16 protein-coding genes, 2 tRNA genes and 1 pseudogene are annotated in these 19,155 nt (G+C 70.4%); 17 read left to right on the plus strand and 2 right to left on the minus strand.

The window, feature by feature from the left end; translation table 11 throughout:
* The 14 genes and pseudogenes from FHU40_RS26345 to FHU40_RS26405 form a co-directional block, all read left to right on the plus strand.
* Window positions 1-346 (plus strand): annotated as a pseudogene (locus FHU40_RS26345) (DNA replication/repair protein RecF); the annotation flags it as partial.
* Window positions 336-878: a DciA family protein gene (locus FHU40_RS26350; RefSeq protein WP_183595494.1), complete on the plus strand. Its 543-nt coding sequence runs from the start codon at window positions 336-338 to the stop codon at window positions 876-878. The pseudogene FHU40_RS26345 and the gene FHU40_RS26350, both read left to right, overlap by 11 nt.
* 244 nt (window positions 879-1,122) lie before the next feature.
* Window positions 1,123-3,219, plus strand: coding sequence for a DNA topoisomerase (ATP-hydrolyzing) subunit B (gyrB, locus tag FHU40_RS26355; protein WP_183595495.1), 2,097 nt, complete (start codon window positions 1,123-1,125; stop codon window positions 3,217-3,219).
* A gap of 130 nt (window positions 3,220-3,349) precedes the next feature.
* Window positions 3,350-6,007: a DNA gyrase subunit A gene (gene gyrA, locus FHU40_RS26360; protein WP_183595520.1), complete on the plus strand. Its 2,658-nt coding sequence runs from the start codon at window positions 3,350-3,352 to the stop codon at window positions 6,005-6,007.
* Window positions 6,007-6,585, plus strand: a complete 579-nt coding sequence (locus tag FHU40_RS26365; RefSeq protein ID WP_183595496.1) for a DUF3566 domain-containing protein — start codon at window positions 6,007-6,009, stop codon at window positions 6,583-6,585. Before gyrA ends, FHU40_RS26365 begins: the two co-directional genes overlap by 1 nt.
* 80 nt (window positions 6,586-6,665) lie before the next feature.
* Window positions 6,666-6,742 (plus strand) — tRNA-Ile (locus FHU40_RS26370).
* A 46-nt stretch (window positions 6,743-6,788) separates the two neighbouring features.
* Window positions 6,789-6,914 carry a DLW-39 family protein gene (locus FHU40_RS27840; protein WP_215525784.1) on the plus strand — a complete coding sequence of 42 codons (126 nt, stop codon included), beginning with the start codon at window positions 6,789-6,791 and terminating at the stop codon, window positions 6,912-6,914.
* 26 nt (window positions 6,915-6,940) lie between these two features.
* Window positions 6,941-7,013 (plus strand) — tRNA-Ala (locus tag FHU40_RS26375).
* Window positions 7,014-7,246: 233 nt separating this feature from the next.
* A complete protein-coding gene (locus tag FHU40_RS26380; protein ID WP_183595497.1) occupies window positions 7,247-11,029 on the plus strand; it encodes a hypothetical protein in 3,783 nt (1,260 codons plus the stop codon).
* 129 nt (window positions 11,030-11,158) lie between these two features.
* Window positions 11,159-12,256, plus strand: a complete 1,098-nt coding sequence (locus FHU40_RS26385) for a hypothetical protein (RefSeq protein WP_183595498.1) — start codon at window positions 11,159-11,161, stop codon at window positions 12,254-12,256.
* An 81-nt stretch (window positions 12,257-12,337) separates the two neighbouring features.
* Window positions 12,338-13,087 (plus strand): SURF1 family protein, encoded by a 750-nt coding sequence (locus FHU40_RS26390; protein ID WP_183595499.1) that lies wholly within the window; start codon window positions 12,338-12,340, stop codon window positions 13,085-13,087.
* 9 nt (window positions 13,088-13,096) lie between these two features.
* A complete protein-coding gene (locus tag FHU40_RS26395) occupies window positions 13,097-13,441 on the plus strand; it encodes a DUF3817 domain-containing protein (RefSeq protein ID WP_183595500.1) in 345 nt (114 codons plus the stop codon).
* 19 nt (window positions 13,442-13,460) lie between these two features.
* The gene (locus FHU40_RS26400) at window positions 13,461-14,300 is read left to right on the plus strand and encodes a patatin-like phospholipase family protein (protein ID WP_183595501.1); all 840 of its coding nucleotides are present in this window, start codon (window positions 13,461-13,463) and stop codon (window positions 14,298-14,300) included.
* Window positions 14,301-14,313: 13 nt separating this feature from the next.
* Window positions 14,314-15,333 carry a 1-acyl-sn-glycerol-3-phosphate acyltransferase gene (locus FHU40_RS26405; RefSeq protein WP_183595502.1) on the plus strand — a complete coding sequence of 340 codons (1,020 nt, stop codon included), beginning with the start codon at window positions 14,314-14,316 and terminating at the stop codon, window positions 15,331-15,333.
* A gap of 24 nt (window positions 15,334-15,357) precedes the next feature.
* Here FHU40_RS26405 and FHU40_RS26410 read toward each other — a convergent pair whose 3' ends face one another.
* The gene (locus tag FHU40_RS26410; protein ID WP_183595503.1) at window positions 15,358-15,948 is read right to left on the minus strand and encodes a hypothetical protein; all 591 of its coding nucleotides are present in this window, start codon (window positions 15,946-15,948) and stop codon (window positions 15,358-15,360) included.
* A gap of 173 nt (window positions 15,949-16,121) precedes the next feature.
* On the opposite strand from FHU40_RS26410, the gene FHU40_RS26415 reads away from it, so the two are divergent.
* Window positions 16,122-16,634 carry a peptidylprolyl isomerase gene (locus FHU40_RS26415; protein WP_183595504.1) on the plus strand — a complete coding sequence of 171 codons (513 nt, stop codon included), beginning with the start codon at window positions 16,122-16,124 and terminating at the stop codon, window positions 16,632-16,634.
* A 20-nt stretch (window positions 16,635-16,654) separates the two neighbouring features.
* A complete protein-coding gene (locus tag FHU40_RS26420) occupies window positions 16,655-17,578 on the plus strand; it encodes a rhomboid family intramembrane serine protease (protein WP_183595505.1) in 924 nt (307 codons plus the stop codon).
* Window positions 17,579-17,847: 269 nt separating this feature from the next.
* Here the strand turns inward: FHU40_RS26420 and FHU40_RS26425 are convergent, their stop codons facing one another.
* Window positions 17,848-18,303 carry a cell division protein CrgA gene (locus FHU40_RS26425; protein WP_183595506.1) on the minus strand — a complete coding sequence of 152 codons (456 nt, stop codon included), beginning with the start codon at window positions 18,301-18,303 and terminating at the stop codon, window positions 17,848-17,850.
* Between the two features lie 46 nt (window positions 18,304-18,349).
* Here FHU40_RS26425 and FHU40_RS26430 point away from each other — a divergent pair, with 46 nt between their 5' ends.
* A complete protein-coding gene (locus tag FHU40_RS26430; RefSeq protein ID WP_183595507.1) occupies window positions 18,350-19,138 on the plus strand; it encodes a DUF881 domain-containing protein in 789 nt (262 codons plus the stop codon).
* Window positions 19,139-19,155 lie beyond the last annotated feature (17 nt).

Genomic DNA, 19,155 nt, shown 5'->3' on the forward strand with positions numbered 1-19,155 from the left:
CGGGCCGCACCGCGACGAGCTGCTGCTCAGCCTCGGGCACGGGCCCGGCCCCGACGGGGTCCGGCTGCCGGTGAAGGGCTACGCCTCCCACGGCGAGTCCTGGTCGTTCGCGCTCGCGCTGCGCCTGGCGTCGTACGACCTGCTCCGCGCCGACGGCGACGACCCCATCCTCGTGCTCGACGACGTCTTCGCCGAGCTCGACACCGAGCGTCGCGCCCAGCTCGCCGAGCTGGTGTCGACCGCCGAGCAGGTCCTGGTCACGGCGGCTGTGGGCGCCGACGTGCCCGAGGTGCTCGCGGGCACCCGGTACGTCGTCGCCGGGGGCGAGGTGGTCCGTGAGCAGTGAGCCGCCCACTGACCCGCAGCCGCCGGTCGAGCCCCCCGAGCACGACCCCGACGGACTCGACCTGGCCCGGGCGCTGACCCGCGCGACGTCGAAGTCCACGCCGGCCGCCCGGCGGCCGCGGCGCGCGGGTGGCCGCCCGACCGCTGGCCGGGTCACCGGATCGCACCCGGACGACCGCGACCCCCAGTTGCTCGACGCGACCCTGGGACGCCTGGTCGCCGACCATGGCTGGGACCTCGACCTGCGGATCCAGGGCGTCTTCGGTCGCTGGTCCGAGCTGGTCGGCGACGAGGTCGCCCAGCACTGCACCCCGGAGACGTTCGCCGACGGGCGACTGGTCGTGCGCACGGACTCCACCGCCTGGGCGACCCAGCTGCGGCTGCTCGCGCCGACGATCGTGCGCCGGCTCAACGAGGAGCTCGGTCACGGGACGGTCACCCTGATCGAGGTGCTCGGCCCGCACCTGCCGACCTGGAAGAAGGGCCCCCGGTCGGTCCGCGACGGGCGGGGGCCGCGCGACACGTACGGGTGATGTCACGGGGCTCGCGCAGACGATCTGGACGGGCCTCCGATGTATGGGGCCCTGTCTGACCCCCTGTGCGGCCGTCCGAACGGCGCTCACGAGCCGCTCAGCGCCGGTTTTCCTCCACAGACCACCCCCGTCGGCAGGGCGACACGTGGTTGGAGGCGTTCGGAGGGCTATTATGGACGGTGGCCGCCGAGCTATCGCTGACGCGGCCGTCGTTGTGTGAAGACCGCCGTCAGAAGAGGTACGCGTGAGCGACGTCCACCCCGCCGAGCCCGACGAGACCGCAGGCCCGGCGCACCGGGTCGACACCGACTACGACGCTTCCGCGATCCAGGTCCTCGAGGGCCTCGAGGCGGTCCGCAAGCGTCCCGGTATGTACATCGGCTCGACCGGGGAGCGCGGCCTCCACCACCTGATCTGGGAGATCGTCGACAACGCGGTCGACGAGGCGCTCGCGGGCTACTGCGACCGGATCGTCGTCACCCTGCTCGCCGACGGTGGCATCCGGGTCGAGGACAACGGCCGCGGCATCCCGACCGGGACCGCGCCGGGGCAGGACCTGCCGGCGCTGACCCTGGCGCTGACCGTGCTGCACGCCGGCGGCAAGTTCGGCGGCGGCGGCTACAAGGTGTCCGGTGGCCTGCACGGCGTCGGCGTCTCGGTCGTCAACGCGCTCTCCACCAGGCTGGTCGCCGAGGTCAAGAACCGCGACCACCTGTGGCGGCAGACCTTCACGGTCGGCGTGCCCGACGGTGACCTCGAACAGGTCCGGCCGATGGCGGACGGCGAGCGCACCGGCACCACGATCACCTTCTGGGCATCGCCCGACATCTTCGAGACCACGACGTACTCCCTGGAGACGATCACCGCGCGGATCCGCGAGTACGCCTTCCTCAACAAGGGCCTCGAGATCGTCGTGCGCGACGAGCGGCCGCAGGCCGACGAGATCGCGGACGCCGTCGAGGACGACACCGTCGCCGCCGACGTCGACCAGCAGCGCGCCGACAGCATCAAGCGCGCCGAGACCGGCGGGATCGAGCAGATCTTCCGCTACGACCGCGGCCTGGTCGACTACGTCGAGTACATCAACCGCAAGAAGCAGGCGGCGAACCCGTCGATCATCTCGTTCGAGGCGGAGACCCCCGACACCGTCGAGAACCACATGAGCCTCGAGATCGCGATGCAGTGGAACACGTCGTACACCGAGTCGGTGCACACCTTCGCGAACACCATCAACACCCACGAGGGCGGCACCCACGAGGAGGGCTTTCGCGCGGCGCTCACCTCGCTCGTCAACAACTGGGGCTTCGAGTGGGGCCTGATGAAGAAGCAGGAGGACCGGGTCTCGGGCGACGACATCCGGGAGGGCCTGACCGCGATCATCTCGATCAAGCTCGGTGAGCCGCAGTTCGAGGGGCAGACCAAGACCAAGCTCGGCAACACCGAGGCCAAGGGCTTCGTGCAGCGCGTCGTCAACGACCAGCTCGGTGCCTGGCTGGAGCAGAACCCCGGGGAAGGCAAGGACATCATCCGGCGGGCCCAGGCGGCGGCGACCGCACGGATCGCCGCGCGCAAGGCGCGTGACCTGGCCCGCAACCGCAAGGGCCTGCTCGGCAGCGGCAGCCTGCCCGGCAAGCTCGCCGACTGCCAGTCGACCAACCCCGCCGAGTGCGAGGTCTTCATCGTCGAGGGCGACTCCGCGGGGGGCTCGGCCAAGTCCGGCCGCGACCCGCGGGTCCAGGCGATCCTGCCGATCCGCGGCAAGATCCTGAACGTCGAGAAGGCCCGCATCGACAAGGTCCTGGGCAACCAGGAGGTGCAGGCGATCATCTCCGCGCTCGGCACCGGCATCCACGAAGAGTTCGACATCGACAAGCTGCGCTACCACAAGGTGGTGCTGATGGCCGATGCCGACGTCGACGGCCACCACATCAACACGCTGCTGCTGACGCTGCTGTTCCGCTTCATGAAGCCGCTGATCGAGGGCGGCTACGTCTACATGGCCCAGCCCCCGCTCTACCGGCTGCGCTGGAACAAGCCGGCCGAGCACGAGTTCGTCTACTCCGACGCCGAGCGCGACGCGATGCTGCGCGCCGGGCAGGAGGCCGGCAAGAAGCTGCCGAAGGACAACCCGGTCCAGCGCTACAAGGGTCTCGGCGAGATGAACGCCGACGAGCTGTGGGAGACCACGATGGACCCCGACCAGCGGCTGATGCTGCAGGTCACCCTCGACGACGCGGCGCACGCGGACGAGATCTTCTCGATCCTGATGGGCGAGGACGTCGAGCAGCGGCGCTCGTTCATCCAGCGCAACGCCAAGGACGTCCGATTCCTGGATATCTAGCTGTCTAGAGACAGTCCTAGATTCCGGTAGAAGCGACGAGAGAGAGCCAGAGAACGTGACTGAGCAGACCGACAACCTGGGCGGCGGGGGCGGCGGCGGGCGGATCGAGCCCATCGAGCTGCAGACCTCCATGCAGCGGGCCTACATCGACTACGCGATGGCGGTCATCGTCGGTCGCGCGCTGCCCGACGTACGCGACGGTCTCAAGCCGGTGCACCGCCGGGTGCTCTACGCGATGTACGACGGCGGGTACCGGCCCGACCGCGGCTTCTCCAAGTGCTCCCGCGTCGTCGGCGACGTGATGGGTCAGTACCACCCGCACGGTGACACCGCGATCTACGACACCCTGGTCCGGCTCGCGCAGCCGTGGGTGATGCGGGCGCCGCTGATCCACGGACAGGGCAACTTCGGCTCGCCGGGCAACGACCCGGCCGCGGCGATGCGGTACACCGAGTGCCGGATGGCGCCGCTGGCCATGGAGATGGTCCGCGACATCGAGCAGGACACCGTCGACTTCCAGCCCAACTACGACGGTCGGTCGCAGGAGCCGGTGATCCTGCCGGCCCGGTTCCCGAACCTGCTGGTCAACGGCTCGGCCGGCATCGCGGTCGGCATGGCCACGAACATCCCGCCGCACAACCTGCGCGAGGTCGCCGAGGGCGCGAAGTGGTGCCTCGAGCACCCCGACGCGACCCGCGAGGAGCTGCAGGACGCGCTGATCGAGCGGATCAAGGGGCCGGACTTCCCCAACGCCGCGCTGATCGTCGGACGCGAGGGCATCGAGCAGACCTACCGCACCGGGCGCGGCTCGATCACCCAGCGCGCGGTGATCGAGGTCGACGAGGACGCCAGGGGCCGCACTTGCCTGGTGATCACCGAGCTGCCCTACATGGTCAACCCCGACAACCTGGCGCTGAAGATCGCCGAGCTCGCCGACTCCGGCAAGGTGCAGGGCATCGCCGACGTCCGCGACGACACCTCCTCCCGCACCGGGCAGCGCCTCGTCGTGGTGCTCAAGCGCGACGCGGTCGCCCGCGTGGTGCTCAACAACCTGCTCAAGCACACCGAGCTGCAGACCAACTTCAGCGCCAACATGCTGGCGCTCGTCGACGGTGTGCCGCGCACGCTCACCGTCGACCAGTTCATCTCCAACTGGGTCGAGCACCAGATCGAGGTCATCCGCCGGCGTACGGAGTACCGCCTGCGTCGCGCCGAGGAGCGGGCCCACATCCTGCGTGCGCTGGTCAAGGCGCTCGACGCCCTCGACGAGGTGATCGCGCTGATCCGCCGCTCCCCCGACGTCGCCGAGGCGCGGGCGGGCCTGATGGAGCTGCTCGACATCGACGAGGTCCAGGCGACCGCGATCCTCGACATGCAGCTGCGCGCGCTGGCCGCCCTGCAGCGCCAGAAGACGATCGACGAGCTCGCCGAGATCGAGCTGACCATCGCCGACTACCGCGACATTCTCGCCAACGTGACGCGGCAGCGTGCCATCGTCACCGCGGAGCTCGACGAGATCGTGGAGAAGTACGGCGACGACCGCCGTACCCAGATCATCGCGGCCGACGGCGACCTCTCGATGGAGGATCTGATCCCCGACGAGGAGCTGGTCGTCTCCATCACCCGTGGCGGCTACGCCAAGCGCACCCAGCGCCAGCAGTACCGGCTCCAGAAGCGCGGCGGCAAGGGGGTCCGCGGGGCGACCCTGCGCGGCGACGACGTCGTCGAGCACTTCATCGCCACGACCAACCACCACTGGCTGCTGTTCTTCACGACCGCGGGCCGGGTCTACCGCACCAAGGCCTACAACCTGCCCGAGGCGTCGCGCGACGCGAAGGGTGGCCACGTCGCCGGGCTGCTCAGCTTCCAGCCGGACGAGAACATCGCGCAGGTGCTGGCGATCCGCGACTACGAGCAGGCGCCGTACCTCGTGCTCGCGACGCGCAACGGACTGGTGAAGAAGACCCGCCTGGGCGACTACAACAGCCCGCGCCAGGCCGGTGTCATCGCGATCAACTTCCGTGAGGACGACGACGAGCTGATCGGCGCCGAGCTCGTCAACGCCGACGACGACATCCTCCTGGTCTCCCGCAAGGGGCAGGCGATCCGGTTCGGTGCGGACGACGGCCAGCTGCGTCCGATGGGCCGCGCGACCTCCGGCGTCACGGGGATGAAGTTCCGCGACGGCGACTCCGTGCTGTCCATGTCGGTGATCCGCGCCGAGCAGGTCGCCGCCGAGGAGGCCGCGGAGGCCAAGGCCGCGGCGGACGGCGAGTCCACCGAGGCCGGTGACCTTCCGGACGTGAAGGAGCAGTACGTCTTCACGATCACCGACGGCGGCTTCGCCAAGCGGACCCGGATCTCGGAGTACCGCACCACCAACCGTGGCGGCATCGGCATCAAGGCGATGGCGCTCCAGAACGAGGACCGCGGCCACCTGGTCGGCGCGTTCATCGTCGAGGAGGGCGACGAGATCCTCTCGATCACCCAGAACGGCCAGGTGGTGCGCAGCCCCATCAACGCCGACTTCCGGCCGACCGGCCGCTCCACGATGGGCGTGAAGTTCGTCGGGCCCAAGAACGGCGACTCGGTGGCTGTCGTCGCCCGCTCGGTGGAGTCGCGGGAGGACGAGGAGACCGACGACGAGTCCGCGTCCGAGGCCGGTGCTGATCTCACGGAATCGTCCGATGCGGGCGTGGGTGCAACAATCGAGGGAACTGTTGAGGAGACGGCGTCCGACGCCGTCGACGCACCCGAGGCCGACACCGACGGGGAGAGTGAGGCCTGATGACCGACCGTTCCGCCGAGCGCACCGCCACCCGCCCACCCGCCGACCGCCCGAGTTCCGGCGCACCGTCGGGCAAGAGCGCGGACCGTCCCGGCCTCGGTGCCCGGATCTCGGCGGTGGTCGGGAAGGCCTCCGACGAGCACCGCGCCAACGCGAATCCGGCCTCCAAAGCCGCGGCCACGAAGGCATCCCCGGCCGCGCGCCCGCCCCGGCGCGCCCGGCTGCGGCTGACCCGGATCGACCCGTGGTCGGTGATGAAGACGGCGTTCCTGCTCGCGATCGCCTTCGGCGTGGTGACGATCGTCTCGGTCTTCATCATCTGGTCGGTGCTCTCGGCGGCCGGTGTCTGGGACTCGATCAACCGCACGGTGCAGGACGTCGTGGGCGGCCAGGACGCCTCCAGCTGGGACGTCGAGAAGTACGTCGGCATGTCCCGCGTCATGGGCTTCACGATGCTGGTCGCCGTGGTCGACGTCATCCTGCTGACCGCGATCGCCACGCTCGGCGCGTTCCTCTACAACATGGCGGCGGCCCTGCTCGGCGGCGTCGAGCTGACCCTCGCCGAGGACCAGCGCTGACCGCTCCCCCGCACGACCGCATCGCGGTCCGCCCGTTTTGTCGGGCGCTCCGGGGGTGGGGTAATCTTCCCCCGGTTCACGGGCCTATAGCTCAGACGGTTAGAGCGCTTCCCTGATAAGGAAGAGGTCACAGGTTCAAGTCCTGTTAGGCCCACCACCCGGCCCGACCAGCGGTACGCCACCCGAGGCCCTGAGGAGTCACCATGAAGAAGATCCTGCTGCTCCTGCTCATCGCCGGCGCGGCCGTCGTCGTCAAGAAGAAGCTCGACGAGGGCAAGCACGAGCAGGCCCTGTGGGCCGAGGCGACCGACAGCGTCACCCGGTCCTGAGCCCGGGCGGCCCCGGCCGCCCACCAGGGGCCTTGGCGCAATTGGTAGCGCACCTGCTTTGCAAGCAGGGGGTTAGGGGTTCGAGTCCCCTAGGCTCCACCCTGTGAAACCGCCGGTCATCCTGCGGTTTCTGTCATTTCAGGTCGATCCTCCTCGTGTGGCGACCCACGAACCTGACGAATCTGCACGTGATCCTGCGTTTCGACGACACTCAGGTCAGGTACGACGACGAGTTCGTTCTCGGGACTGATGTGTCGCGGCGGGTCCGTCGTTAGCGTCGCTCGACGGTGTCTCAGGGCCGGGGGTGTCCTGACGCCGGAGGAGCCTGGATCGTGTTCACCGTCTCGCCACGCCGCCTGGTCACCGGGGTCGCCGCCGTCGCGGTCGTCGCCGCCACGTTCGTCGTCGCGCCGCCCGCGGCGCCGGCACGGGCACAGGAGGTGACGCTGAGCGCCGAGGAGGTCGATGAGGCGCTCTTCGTGGCCGGCGACATCGCGCGGGTCAGTGCCGATCCTGCGGCGGACGTACTCGAAGGCGTGCTGCAGGAGCTGTACGCCGTGCGCCCCGACCTCTCCGCAGACGCCGCGGTCGGTCAGATCCGGGTGCTGGAGTCGGCGCTGGCCGGTTCGGCGCCACCGGCCCGGGGCCGGGCGTCGGTCGCCGCGCAGTCGGCCGGCGCCGCGACGTACGAGTACTGCCAGGGCTGGCGCGAGCCGGCTCAGGGCGTCGAGTGGACCAAGCGCGATCACATCTGCGCCGACTGGCACCACACCAACGCGGCACGACTGCACTTCCTCACCGCCGCGATCGCCGAGGCCGAGGTGCTGCCGGCGACCAAGCGTGCGGTGCGCAAGCAGGTGAAGGCGACGCTCGCGGCCTCCGACAACGGCATCGGCGCCAGTGTGCTGACCCCGACCCTGGACCAGGCGATCGGCAGCGGCAGCATGCAGGACGCCTCCGTGCGACTGCAGCACAGCTACGCACTCGCGCAGGAGAACGACGAGTTCGCGGCCGCCCGCGACGATCTGTGGGCCGGTACCAGCGCCGAGGAGATCCTCGCATCGCTGCAGCAGCGCAAGGACGACCCCGACCTGGCGCCGCTGGCCGAGCAGCTGGCGAAGATCGACGCACAGGGCCGGCTGCCCATGCCGCCGGCCGAGTCCGAAGGCCTGGCGGCGGTCGCGCTGAGCAGGACCGACCAGGCCACCGGCACCGCCGTCAACGCCCTGACCACGCTCGCGCAGGCGCAGCAGAAGTACGACGAAGCCACGACCGAGGCCGAGAAGAAGAAGGCCAAGGAGGATCTGGAGAAGGCCCAGGACGGCCTGAAGGCGCCGCTGAAGGACGCCAAGAAGCTCGTCGAGGACGCCAAGACGGTCGTCAACTTCGCCACGTTCGTGCTGAGCAAGTTCGAGCCGAGCGCCGCCGAGGCGATCCAGGAGGCAGCCGACACCGTGCTCCCGGTCGCCGAGGGCCTGATCGGCATCGGCAGCAGCATCGTCAACGGCGTCATCAACTTCTACTCCGGCAACTGGATCGGGGTGATCGGCGACGCCTTCTCCGCCCTCCAGGGCCTGGAGAAGCTCTTCGGCGGGTCCAGCGCCAGCAAGCCCAAGCCGGACCCGGTGCTGGTCGCGGTGGAGAACCTCGGCAAGCAGCTGGAGAAGCTGGGCACGGAGATGCACGAGCGCTTCGACCGCGTCGACGCCGCCCTGGAGCAGATCTACGGCGCGCTGACCGACGGGCTCGGCGAGATCCTGGCCAAGCTGGTGGCCAACGAGCGGAACGTCGCGGAGATCTTCGACCGGCTGGAAACCCAGCGCGCGAGCCTGGTGCGCCTCGAGGACCGGGTCTTCGCGCTCTTCGGTGCCGAGCAGCGCCGGGCGCAGAAAGAGGCCATCAACCTCGCGGTCGGCAAGCAGACGATGAGCCAGGACCTGTACGACACCAGCACCAACCAGTTCTTCACCTGGGCCACCGAGCACGCCAAGGACGACATCGCCCTGGGCGCGAACCGGAGCTTCGCCCCGGCGGATCTCCTGGACGAGCTGAACCGGGGCCTGGATACGAACGTGGACTACCTGCGGCTTTTCACCAGGCAGGTCTACGGGCTTCCCGCGCCCCTCAGCAACGGCACCGTGAGCAATCCCAGCGACTGGGGCAGCGCGGCGCGGGCCTTCGGCCGGGTGATCACCGAGCACCCGCGCCACTTCCACAGCGAGCCGCGCAACCGGGCCCGACTCGACGGCATCATCACGGCGGGTGAGCACATCCGGGACACCTTCGCGGCGATCGCCGCAGACGATGCGCCCGGGCCGATCGACACCGGTCGGCCCGGCACCGGCAGCAGGGTGCTCAACGCGGCCACCGCGTACTACGAGGACGCCTGGGCGGCGCTCGCGACGGCGATCGAGCAGCGACTCGCGACCTGGGGAGCGGACCAGGTCACCACCTTCGACCTGTGGAAGGGGCCGCGGCAGGCCTACAACGCCGCCCACCTGCCGAACCTGCCGGCGATCAGCTGCGGCCCGATCCTGAGCGGGAAGACGTTCCCGGCCGGGTCGCCGTACCGCACCACGATGCCCAACCAGCTCGGACTGGCGATCGCCGCCGGGCTGGTGAGCCTCCGGGTCTGTGGCACCGGTGCGGAGTGGGTCAACATCGAGGACCGGCCGGAGACGAACCCGCGCACACCCGTGATCATCAACCGCTTCGCGCAGCTCCGGGTGCGGACCGAGATCCAGGTCAGGAACTCCGGTGGAACGGTGCTGGCCACCGGTACCGGCACCTACCTCGACCCAGGCAAGACGCTGATCTGCAACTTCGACGAGGACGGCACCGACAACTGCGACCTCACCGCGAGCCATGCGGTGTCCAAGGCCGACCACCAGTGGAGCGCGATCAGCACCGAACTCGGCTACGCCTGGTCCGCCGCTGTCCGTGCTCCGGGAGAGTCGGTGATCACGGAGATGGTCCGGGACTGGCTGCGCGGTCGCCAGCAGGTAGCGGCCGGACACATCGTGGGGCTGCTGGAGCCGGGACGAGCGCTGTCCGCGGCGTCGGTGCGGGTGAGCGCGGCGCGCAAGGCCCTGGTCAGCTACGTCGAGCTCGGCCTGCCGGCCGGGTTGGCGGTGGACGCCGAGCTGCGGGGCCTGCTCGAGGGCGGGGTCCGGCCTGCGTCGACCAGCGCCGATCCGCTCGATCGGGTGCTCGGCGGCACCTCCCGGCTCCTGGACGACGCCGGGAGCGGCCACCTGAGCCTGATCTGGGACGCGGTCGCTGCCCAGTACCGCGAGGTCGACGTGCCCCAGGTGCTGCGGTCCGCCGGTCGGGAGCGGATCCTCCGGTTGGAGCAGGTGCTGCGCGACCATGTGGTCCCGGCCGACGGCCAGGCCCGGCGCCGACTGGGACAGCCGTTCATCGAGACCACCCTGGACCGGCTGGAGCTGGCCCGCAGCGTGCTGACCGGAGCCGGACCGGTGACCACGATCCTGACCGGCCCGGACGGGGGCACCGGGGTCACCCGCCCGACCTTCACCTTCACCACCGGCGAGGAGGAGATCGGGTCCGCCGTGGCCTGCCGGCTCTTCGCCGAGGACGCGACCGCGCCGGCGTACGGGCCGTGCTCCGGCGCGACGAGCCACTCCCCGACGACGCCGCTGGGCGACGGCGCCTACGTCTTCGAGGTGCGGGGCGTCGACGACGCGCTGGTCACGGGTGCGGCGACGACGCGGCGCTTCGTCGTGGACACCGTCGCGGCGCCGGGCGACCCCGGGGGCGCGACCGGCCCCGGGCCATCGACCGGTCCGGTGCCGACGACCGATCCCGGGAAGGCCGCCTCCTTCACCATGCACGTGAAGCCCCGGGTGAAGGGCAAGAAGCGGGTCGGCACGAAGCTGCGGGTGACCTCCGGCCGGTGGGCTCCGGTGCCGGCGACCGTGAGCTACCAGTGGCTCCGCAACGGGAAGAAGGTCCAGGGCAAGCAGGGCAAGCGCGCCGTCCACCGTGTGGTGCGGGCCGACCGCGGCAAGCGGCTGTGGGTGCGCGTGGTCGTCACCTCACCGGGTGTGACCACGACGCGGGTGGTCACGAACAAGGTTCGCGTCCGCCGATGACGGAGTCCTGGATCACGTCTAGTCCAGTGGTCTGATCCGGAGGGAATCGCCTGTGGCGACACCGGGCGCGGGTCTATCAATGAAGGACCCATGTCCACAACCGTCTCGGGACAGAACAGGAGCTTTCACGTGCGCTCACGTGTCACACGCTTGACCGGCGTCGCCGCCGGTGCCGCCCTGGTGCTCGCGTCGCTGGTCGCGGCCGGCCCGGCCAACGCGGCCGGCGGCGAGACCGGCACCCTCAACGTCACGATCGTCGATGACCAGGGCAAGCCGGTCAACGCGATCGTATGGCTGGTGCCCGAAGAGATGGGCGAGGGGTCGCCCGAGCCGTTCCCCTTGGAGGAGCCGGAGCCGGGCAAGAGCTCCTACAGCCAGGAGATCGAGGTCGGGAAGTACGGCATCGTGACGATGGGCGGCTGGTCGATCATGAGCTGCGCCGGTGTCGTCTCCTGCGCCACCCCGCCCGACGAGATGTCGCTCCGCGGCGACGGTGCCGTCACCGTCACCGACGGGGGCGTGGTCAACTACACGGTCACCACGGCGACCCCGAAGCTGAGCGGCAACAGCAAGGTCGGCTCGGCGCTCGCGGTCGACACGCCGATCCTGGAGGGGCTGAACAACCTGCTGGGCGGAATGGGCGGCATGGCCGAGTTCCTTGGCCTCTTCGGTACCAGCTTCGAGCCGACCGTCACCTGGAAGCGCGACGGGATCGCCATCCGTGGCGAGACGGGCGCGACGTACGTGACGACCGGCGAGGACGTCGGCCGGAGCATCACCGCCGAGGTGCGGCTCCCGAACCTCCTCAGCCTGATGTTCGCGTCCATGGGTGGCGGTCCCTACGAGCAGTTCGGCCTGCTTCCGGGTCCCGCGACGCTCGGCCCGGTGGTCGTGGCCAAGAACGACAGCACCACCGACGTCCGGATCGTGGGCAAGCGCCGGGTCGGCCACACCCCCACCGCCTGGATCACGGTCAAGGGTGCCGACCGGGTGAACGGCTGGATCACCGTGACCGGCACCGGTGACAAGCCGCTCAAGCTGCGCCTGCGCGACGGCTTCGCCAAGGTCGAGCTGAACAAGCTGCGCGCCGGCAAGAAGACGGTGACCGCGACCTTCGACGGCACGTCCACCCTCAACGCGTCCAGTGACACCGCGACCTTCAAGATGAAGAAGGCCAAGGACGGCAAGAAGAAGAACAAGAACAAGAAGAGCAGCAAGAAGCGCTGATCCTCGCGGTGGAGCGGGTCGGACACGTCGCAGGACGTGCCCGGCCCGCTCCTCGCATTTCCGGCTGCGTACCCTGAGGGCGTGCCCAACCCGCTCGCCCCGCGCTACTGGGGCGCGCACCTCCTGGCACTGGTGCTGGTCGGGATCGCCGTCGGTCTCGGGCTCTGGCAGTACGACGCGTGGCAGGCCCACCGCGCGGCCGAGGCCGTCGACCTGACGCACGCCGAGCCGATCCCGCTCGCCGACGCGATCGGGCCGGACGACCCGTTCCCCGGCAACCGGGTCGGGCAGCCGGTCACCGTCTCCGGCACCTGGGTGCCCGACGGCACCGTCTACGTCTCCGGGCGGGTGCACGAGGGCGCTGACGGCTTCTGGGTGGTCACGCCCCTGGAGATCGACGGCGCGGACGGCGCCGCGCTCCCGATCGTCCGCGGCTGGGTCGCGGACCCCGCCGACGCACCCGCTGCCACCGGCACCGCCGCGCTCGACGCCTGGCTGCAGCCCACCGAGGGGACCGGCGTACGGGACGACGACCCCAGCGACGACGTGCTCCCCCAGCTGCGCATCGCCGACCTGATCCAGCACGTCGACCAGGACCTCTACGGGGCGTACGGCGTGGCCGAGGTGCCCGAGGACGGGCTGGAGCCGGCCAGCGTCGACCAGCTCCCGGAGGTCGGGACGTTCACGGGGATCCGGAACCTGCTGTACGCCATCGAGTGGTGGTTCTTCGGCCTCTTCGCGGCCTTCATCTGGTGGCGGTGGGTGACCGAGACGACAGCGGAGGCGCCCGTGACCGAGGACGAGGCCGAGCCCGCCGCGACCGATCCGTAGTCTGGACCCGTGAAGCTCTTCAACCTCTACCGCGTGCTGGCGTTCGTCGTCGGCGTGCTGCTCGCCTTCTGCGCCCTGGTCGCCGCGCCGCTGAAGTACCTCGCCGAGGACGGCAGCGACCTCCAGCAGTTCGGCGAATCCGCGAGCATCATGTGGCTCCTCCACGGCTGGATCTTCATGGTGTACGTCGTGGTCGCGTTCCTGCTGGCCCGACGCGCGCGCTGGTCGCTGGGCTTCACCCTGCTGATGCTGGTGGCCGGCCTGATCCCGCTGCTGATCTTCTGGGTGGAGCACAAGGTCAACCAGCTGGTGCGGGCCGAGAACCCCGAGCTCGTGGGATCCTCACCGGTGTGACCTCACTTCCGGGGCGCCCATGACCACGGCGTTCGTGCTGGGCGGCGGTGGCGTCCTGGGCGCGGTCGAGGTCGGCATGCTCCGTGCGCTCCTCGAGCGCGGCATCGAGCCCGACCTGGTGCTGGGCACGAGCGTCGGCGCCCTCAACGGCGCGATGGTGGCGCGCCAGCCCGATGTCGGGGTCATCGACAAGCTCACCGAGCTCTGGCGCAGCGCCGGCGCCGCCGGCGGCGAGATGTACGGCGACCGGCCGCTGCGCACCATGCGTCGGGCGATGGCTACCGGAACCCACCTCTGGTCGGCCAAGCCGCTGCGGCAGGCGCTCGCCGACGAGCTCGGGGAGCTGACCTTCGAGCAGCTGCCGGTGCGGTTCCAGGTCTGCGCGGCGAGCATCGAGCGGGCGGCCGAGCACTGGTTCGACTCCGGCCGGGTCGTCGACGCGGTCGTCGCGAGCGTCGCCGTACCCGGCCTGCTGCCTCCGGCGAAGGTCGGCGACGAGCACTACCTCGACGGCGGCATCGTGAACTCCATCCCGCTCGGCCGGGCCGTCGCGCTCGGCGCCTCCCGGGTGTTCGTGCTCCAGGTGGGACGCATCGATCGGCCGCTGTCGGTGCCCCGGCGACCCTGGGAGGTGGCCCGGGTCTCCTTCGAGATCGCCCGCCGGCACCGCTTCAACCGGGAGCTCGAGGAGCTGCCCGGCAGCGTGCAGGCGCACGTGCTCCCGGCCCGCGGCACCTCGGCCAAGGACGACACCCTGCTGGGCAGCCGCGACTTCGCCGGCGTTCAGGAGCGCATCGACCGCACCTACGAGGCGTGCGCGACGTACCTCGACGAGCGGCTCGGCGACGCGGCCCGGTGAAGGCGAGCGAGCCGTGATCTGGGTGCTGCGCCGGTGGGTGATCGCGCCGGTCGTGGTCGCCCTGGCGGGGTTGGTCTGGTTCACCCTGCCGATCTGGCTGATCGGCGCCGCCGCGGTCTCACCGATCGTGCCCGGTCGGCTGCGGCCCCTGCGGGTCATGTGGGTCGCGATCGTCTACCTCACCTGTGAGGCGCTGCTGCTGGTGGTGATGCTCGGTCTCTGGATCGCGTCCGGCTTCGGGTGGCGGCTGCGCACGCCGTACTTCGAGGGCATCCACTACGACCTGGTGCAGGGCACGATGTGGGTCTTCTTCCGCGAGGCCCGGCGGGTGCTGCGGCTGCGGATCGAGTCCGAGGGGCCGACGCCGGCGGCGTACCCGGGGCGGCCGATCGTGGTCTGCTGCCGGCACGCCGGACCGGGCGACTCGTTCGTGCTGATCCACACGCTGATGGCGTGGTACGACCGTGAGCCGCGGGTGGTGCTCAAGGACACGCTGGCGTGGGACCCGATGATCGACGTGGTGCTCAACCGGATCCCTGCCCGGTTCATCACCCCGAACCCGGCCACCGGCGCCGACCTCGAGGCGCAGATCGCCGAGCTGGCCAGCGGCTTGGACGAGAACGACGCGTTCGTGATCTTCCCGGAGGGCGGCAACTTCACGCCGCGGCGGCGGCAGCGCGCGATCGACCGGCTGCGCCGGCTCGGCATGGAGCGGATGGCACAGCGCGCCGAGCAGATGACGCACGTGCTGGCGCCGCGCCCGGGCGGACTGCTGGCCGCCCTCGACGCCGCGCCCGGTGCGGACGTCGTGATGGTCGCGCACACCGGGCTCGACCATCTGGTGAGCGTCGGTGACATCTGGCGCGAGCTGCCCATGGACAAGCGGATCGTGATGCGCTGGTGGCAGGTGCCGCACGACGAGATCCCGGTGGGCCGTGAGGAGCGGATCGACTGGCTCTTCACGTGGTGGGAGCGGATCGACACCTGGATCGACGAGAACCGGCCGGTGGATCTCCCTACCGGCCGGTCCTGATCGAGCTCGATGCGACGGCGACGACTACGGCTTCTCCTCGTCGACGTCGACGACCTCGGCCGGCGACTCGGGGGTCGTCACCGGCTTTGGGCTCTCGGTCTGGTCGGCGATCGCCTCGCCGGGGGATGCGCCCGCGGCGTCGTCCTCGGCGCGCGGCGCGGGCGCGGGCGCGGGCGTGGGGGTGTACGACGACTGCCAGTTCTCGCTCTCCCGGCCGGCCCGCAGCTTGGAGAGGACGAAGGCGGCGGCCGCCGCGATGCCGGTGATCAGCAGCAGCTTCTTCAGCTTGCCGCCCTTCTTCTTCGGCTCGGCCACGTCGGCGACCTTCTCGGCGGCGGCCTCCGCGGCCTCGGCAGCCTTCTCGGCGGCGATGGTGGCGCCGGCGGCGATCTTCTCGGCGGCGATCGCGGCGCCGGCCGCGACGGCCGGTCCGGCCTTCTCGCGGGCATCGGCGATGACGGGGGCGGCCTTCGCCTTGGCGTCGGCGAGGACGGGCCCGGCCTTCTCGCGCGCGGTCGCGACCGCCGACTCGAGCTGTGGCTTGACCTGGTCGACGTACTCGTTCACGGTGTCGCCGGCCTGGTCGAGGATCGACTTCTTCTTCCGCAGACCCATGGGGCTTCCTCTCGTCGTGTCCCTGGCTCGTTCATCATGTCACCGCCTGCCCAACCGGAGGCCCGGCCAACGGGCGGGCTGCTTGCCGGCCATGCGAGGATCGGACGGCACCAAGCACCGCGGTACGTCCGTGGTGTACCCACCCACGCACGGACCGACACCGAGAGGCAGTCATGGCTGACCAGCAGGCCATTCTCAAGACCAACCGGGGCGACATCACGCTCAACCTGTTCCCCGACCACGCGCCCGAGACGGTCGCCAACTTCGTCGGCCTCGCCCAGGGCACCAAGGACTACGACGCCGGGAACGGCCACTCCGGCCCCTTCTACGACGGCCTGACCTTCCACCGGGTGATCGAGGGCTTCATGATCCAGGGCGGCTGCCCGCTCGGCACCGGCACCGGCGGCCCGGGCTACACGTTCAAGGACGAGCCGCACCCCGAGCTCACCTTCGACAAGCCCTACCTGCTGGCGATGGCGAACGCCGGTCCCGGCACCAACGGCTCGCAGTTCTTCATCACCGTGGGCGCGACCACCTGGCTGAACTTCAAGCACACCATCTTCGGTGAGGCCGCCGACCAGGCCTCGCGCGACGTCGTCGACGCGATCGCCACCACCCAGACCGGCCCGGGCGACCGCCCGGTCGAGCCGGTCGTCATCGAGTCCGTCGAGATCGTCGGCGGCTGACGCCCCCCGCCTCACCACCCATGACCGATCACCCGGCGCCCGCCGGGGTGCCCACCTGCTACCGGCACCCCGGCCGGGAGTCGCACATCCGCTGCCAGCGCTGCAACCGGCCGATCTGCCCGGACTGCATGCGCGACGCCGCCGTGGGGTTCCAGTGCCCCGAGTGCGTCGCCTCGGGCCGGAAGGAGACCCGCAGCGGTCGCACCGCCTTCGGCGGGCTGCGCCCGACCAACGCCTCGATCACCTCGGGCGTGCTGATCGGCATCAACGCCGTGGTCTGGCTCGCGATCATGGTGACCGGCGGCTCCGGCAGCCGGCTGGTCGACCTCCTCGGGCTGCGCCCCGACGGTGTGTGCGACCTGCAGAACGGCTTCATCAACATCCAGGTGGCCCGCGCGGCGTGCGAGGCCGGTGGCGGCAGCTGGCTGCCCGGCGTCGCCGACGGCGCCTGGTGGCAGCTGGTCACGTCGGGCTTCACCCACGTCACGATCACCCACATCGGGTTCAACATGCTCGCGCTGTGGATGATCGGCCCCCAGCTCGAGATGGTCTTCGGCCGGGTCCGGTTCCTGGGCCTCTACCTGGTCTCGCTGCTGGCCGGCTCGGCCATCGTGATGTGGGCCGCCGGCGAGTACCAGCTCACCCTCGGCGCCTCGGGCGCGATCTACGGCCTGTTCGGCGCGCTGCTGATCGTGGCCCGCCGCGTCGGTGGCGACATGCGTGCGCTGTGGGGCCTGATCGTCGTCAACGTGCTGATCACGTTCGTGGTCCCCAACATCTCGTGGCAGGGCCACCTGGGCGGCTTCGTCGGTGGCGTCGCCGCCGCGGCCGTGCTGGTCCACGCCCCGCGCAAGGGCCGTACGGCGTACCAGATCGCCGGCCTGGGCGGCATCACCCTGATCCTGCTGGCCGTCGTCGCCGCCCGGATCGCTCAGCTGACCTGAGCCACCCGGGTCTGCGACCCATCCACGCCCCGATACCCAGTGACGATGTGGTCGTTCCGGGACCCCGGGAACGACCACATCGTCACTGGGTATCGCTCACCCTGCCCGGACCCGATGGAGGGCGCGGGTGTCCACAGCTGTGGAATGTCCTGTGGAGAACTACACGCGTGTAGTTCTCCACAGGAGTTATCCCCAATGTGGAAAATGCCGGACGCCGGCCGGTCCTGGGTGGACCGACCGGCGTCGGGTGAGGACAGCGGAGTGGCCGCCTACTCCCAGCGGGTGGCGAAGGTGAAGCCGACGGCCATGAAGGCGATGCCGACCACGAGGTTCTTCTGGCCGAGGTCGTTGAAGACCCAGATGCTGCTGAGGTCGTCGCTGAAGATGTAGTAGGTGCAGATCCACAGCAGGCCGAGCAGGAAGCAGGCGAGCATCCCGACCACGACACCGCGGCCGCGACCCAGGGGCGTGGACGGGTGGGCCGAGACGATCAGCCCGACGAAGAACAGGCCGAAGCCGATCAGGTAGTTCCAGTCGCCGAGGTCGCCCATGAAGGCGGGCGAGCCGTCGTCGGTGGGCGGGATGGCCATCGGGTCGAAGACGATGTAGTAGTACGCGATCCACGCGATGCCGAGCACCATCAGGAGCAGGGCGACGATGAAGCGCTTCGACAACACCGGGCCCCGGGGAGGGGCGAGAGGGTCCTTGACCTTCGGCTTCGACACGGGTGCTCCTGGGTGATTCGTACGGGCTCCGGCTACCTTAGTCGTCGTGAGCGCCGGATCCCACGCAAGGCCCTCCGGGTCGCGTGACCCGGAGGTCAGGCGACGCCGCCGCTGGCGGCTGGGTACGCCGCTGGTCGTGCTGGCCTGCGGAGCGCTCTTCGTCGTCAGTGCCACCAGCAGCGAGGGCACCGACCTGCGGCCCGGTCGCTACACCGATCTCGCCGCCCTGGTCGAGGACGAGGCCGACAACTACGCCGCGCTGCGGGCCAAGGTCGCCGACCTCGACGCCGAGGTGACCTCGCTCAGCTCGGCGCTCAGCGACGACGACGTGAACCGCTACCGGCGCCGGATCGAGCGGCTCCGCGACCCCGCCGGCATCGAACCGCGGCGCGGGCCCGGCGTGACCATCGTGCTCTCGGACGCGCCCGAGGACGTCATCAACTCCACGACCGGCGACGTCAACCCGCTGCTCGTGCACCAGCAGGACATCCAGGCCGTGGTCAACGCGCTGTGGAAGGGCGGCGCGAGCGCCGTCACCATCCAGGGTCAGCGCGTCGTGTCGACCACGGGCATCAAGTGCGAGGGCAACTCCGTGCAGCTCCAGGGCGTGCCCTACCCGCAGCCCTATGTCATCCAGGCGGTCGGCGAGCAGCTGTCGCTGCTCACCGCGATCGAGGACGACTCCTACGTCCGGGCCTACCGCGAGGACGCGGCCGACCCGGGCATCTCCGTCGGCTGGGACCTGGCGCTCGAGAACAGCATCACGGCCCCGGCGTACGACCCACTGCTCAACCTCAACTACGCTACGCCGCTGCTGCGTGGCGGCGCGGGCTAGTGCCGTGCGTCAGAAGT

The sequence above is a fragment of the Nocardioides soli genome, assembly GCF_014191495.1.
Taxonomy (GTDB): domain Bacteria; phylum Actinomycetota; class Actinomycetes; order Propionibacteriales; family Nocardioidaceae; genus Nocardioides; species Nocardioides soli.

Excerpts from the sequence above, each read along its gene's own strand:
- FHU40_RS26400 (WP_183595501.1), top strand. The coding sequence starts at position 13,461 with ATGACCACGGCGTTCGTGCTGGGCGGCGGTGGCGTCCTGGGCGCGGTC.
- FHU40_RS26365 (WP_183595496.1), top strand. The coding sequence starts at position 6,007 with ATGACCGACCGTTCCGCCGAGCGCACCGCCACCCGCCCACCCGCCGAC.
- FHU40_RS27840 (WP_215525784.1), top strand. The coding sequence starts at position 6,789 with ATGAAGAAGATCCTGCTGCTCCTGCTCATCGCCGGCGCGGCCGTCGTC.
- FHU40_RS26420 (WP_183595505.1), top strand. The coding sequence starts at position 16,655 with ATGACCGATCACCCGGCGCCCGCCGGGGTGCCCACCTGCTACCGGCAC.
- FHU40_RS26410 (WP_183595503.1), bottom strand. The coding sequence starts at position 15,948 with ATGGGTCTGCGGAAGAAGAAGTCGATCCTCGACCAGGCCGGCGACACC.
- gyrA (WP_183595520.1), top strand. The coding sequence starts at position 3,350 with ATGCAGCGGGCCTACATCGACTACGCGATGGCGGTCATCGTCGGTCGC.
- FHU40_RS26415 (WP_183595504.1), top strand. The coding sequence starts at position 16,122 with ATGGCTGACCAGCAGGCCATTCTCAAGACCAACCGGGGCGACATCACG.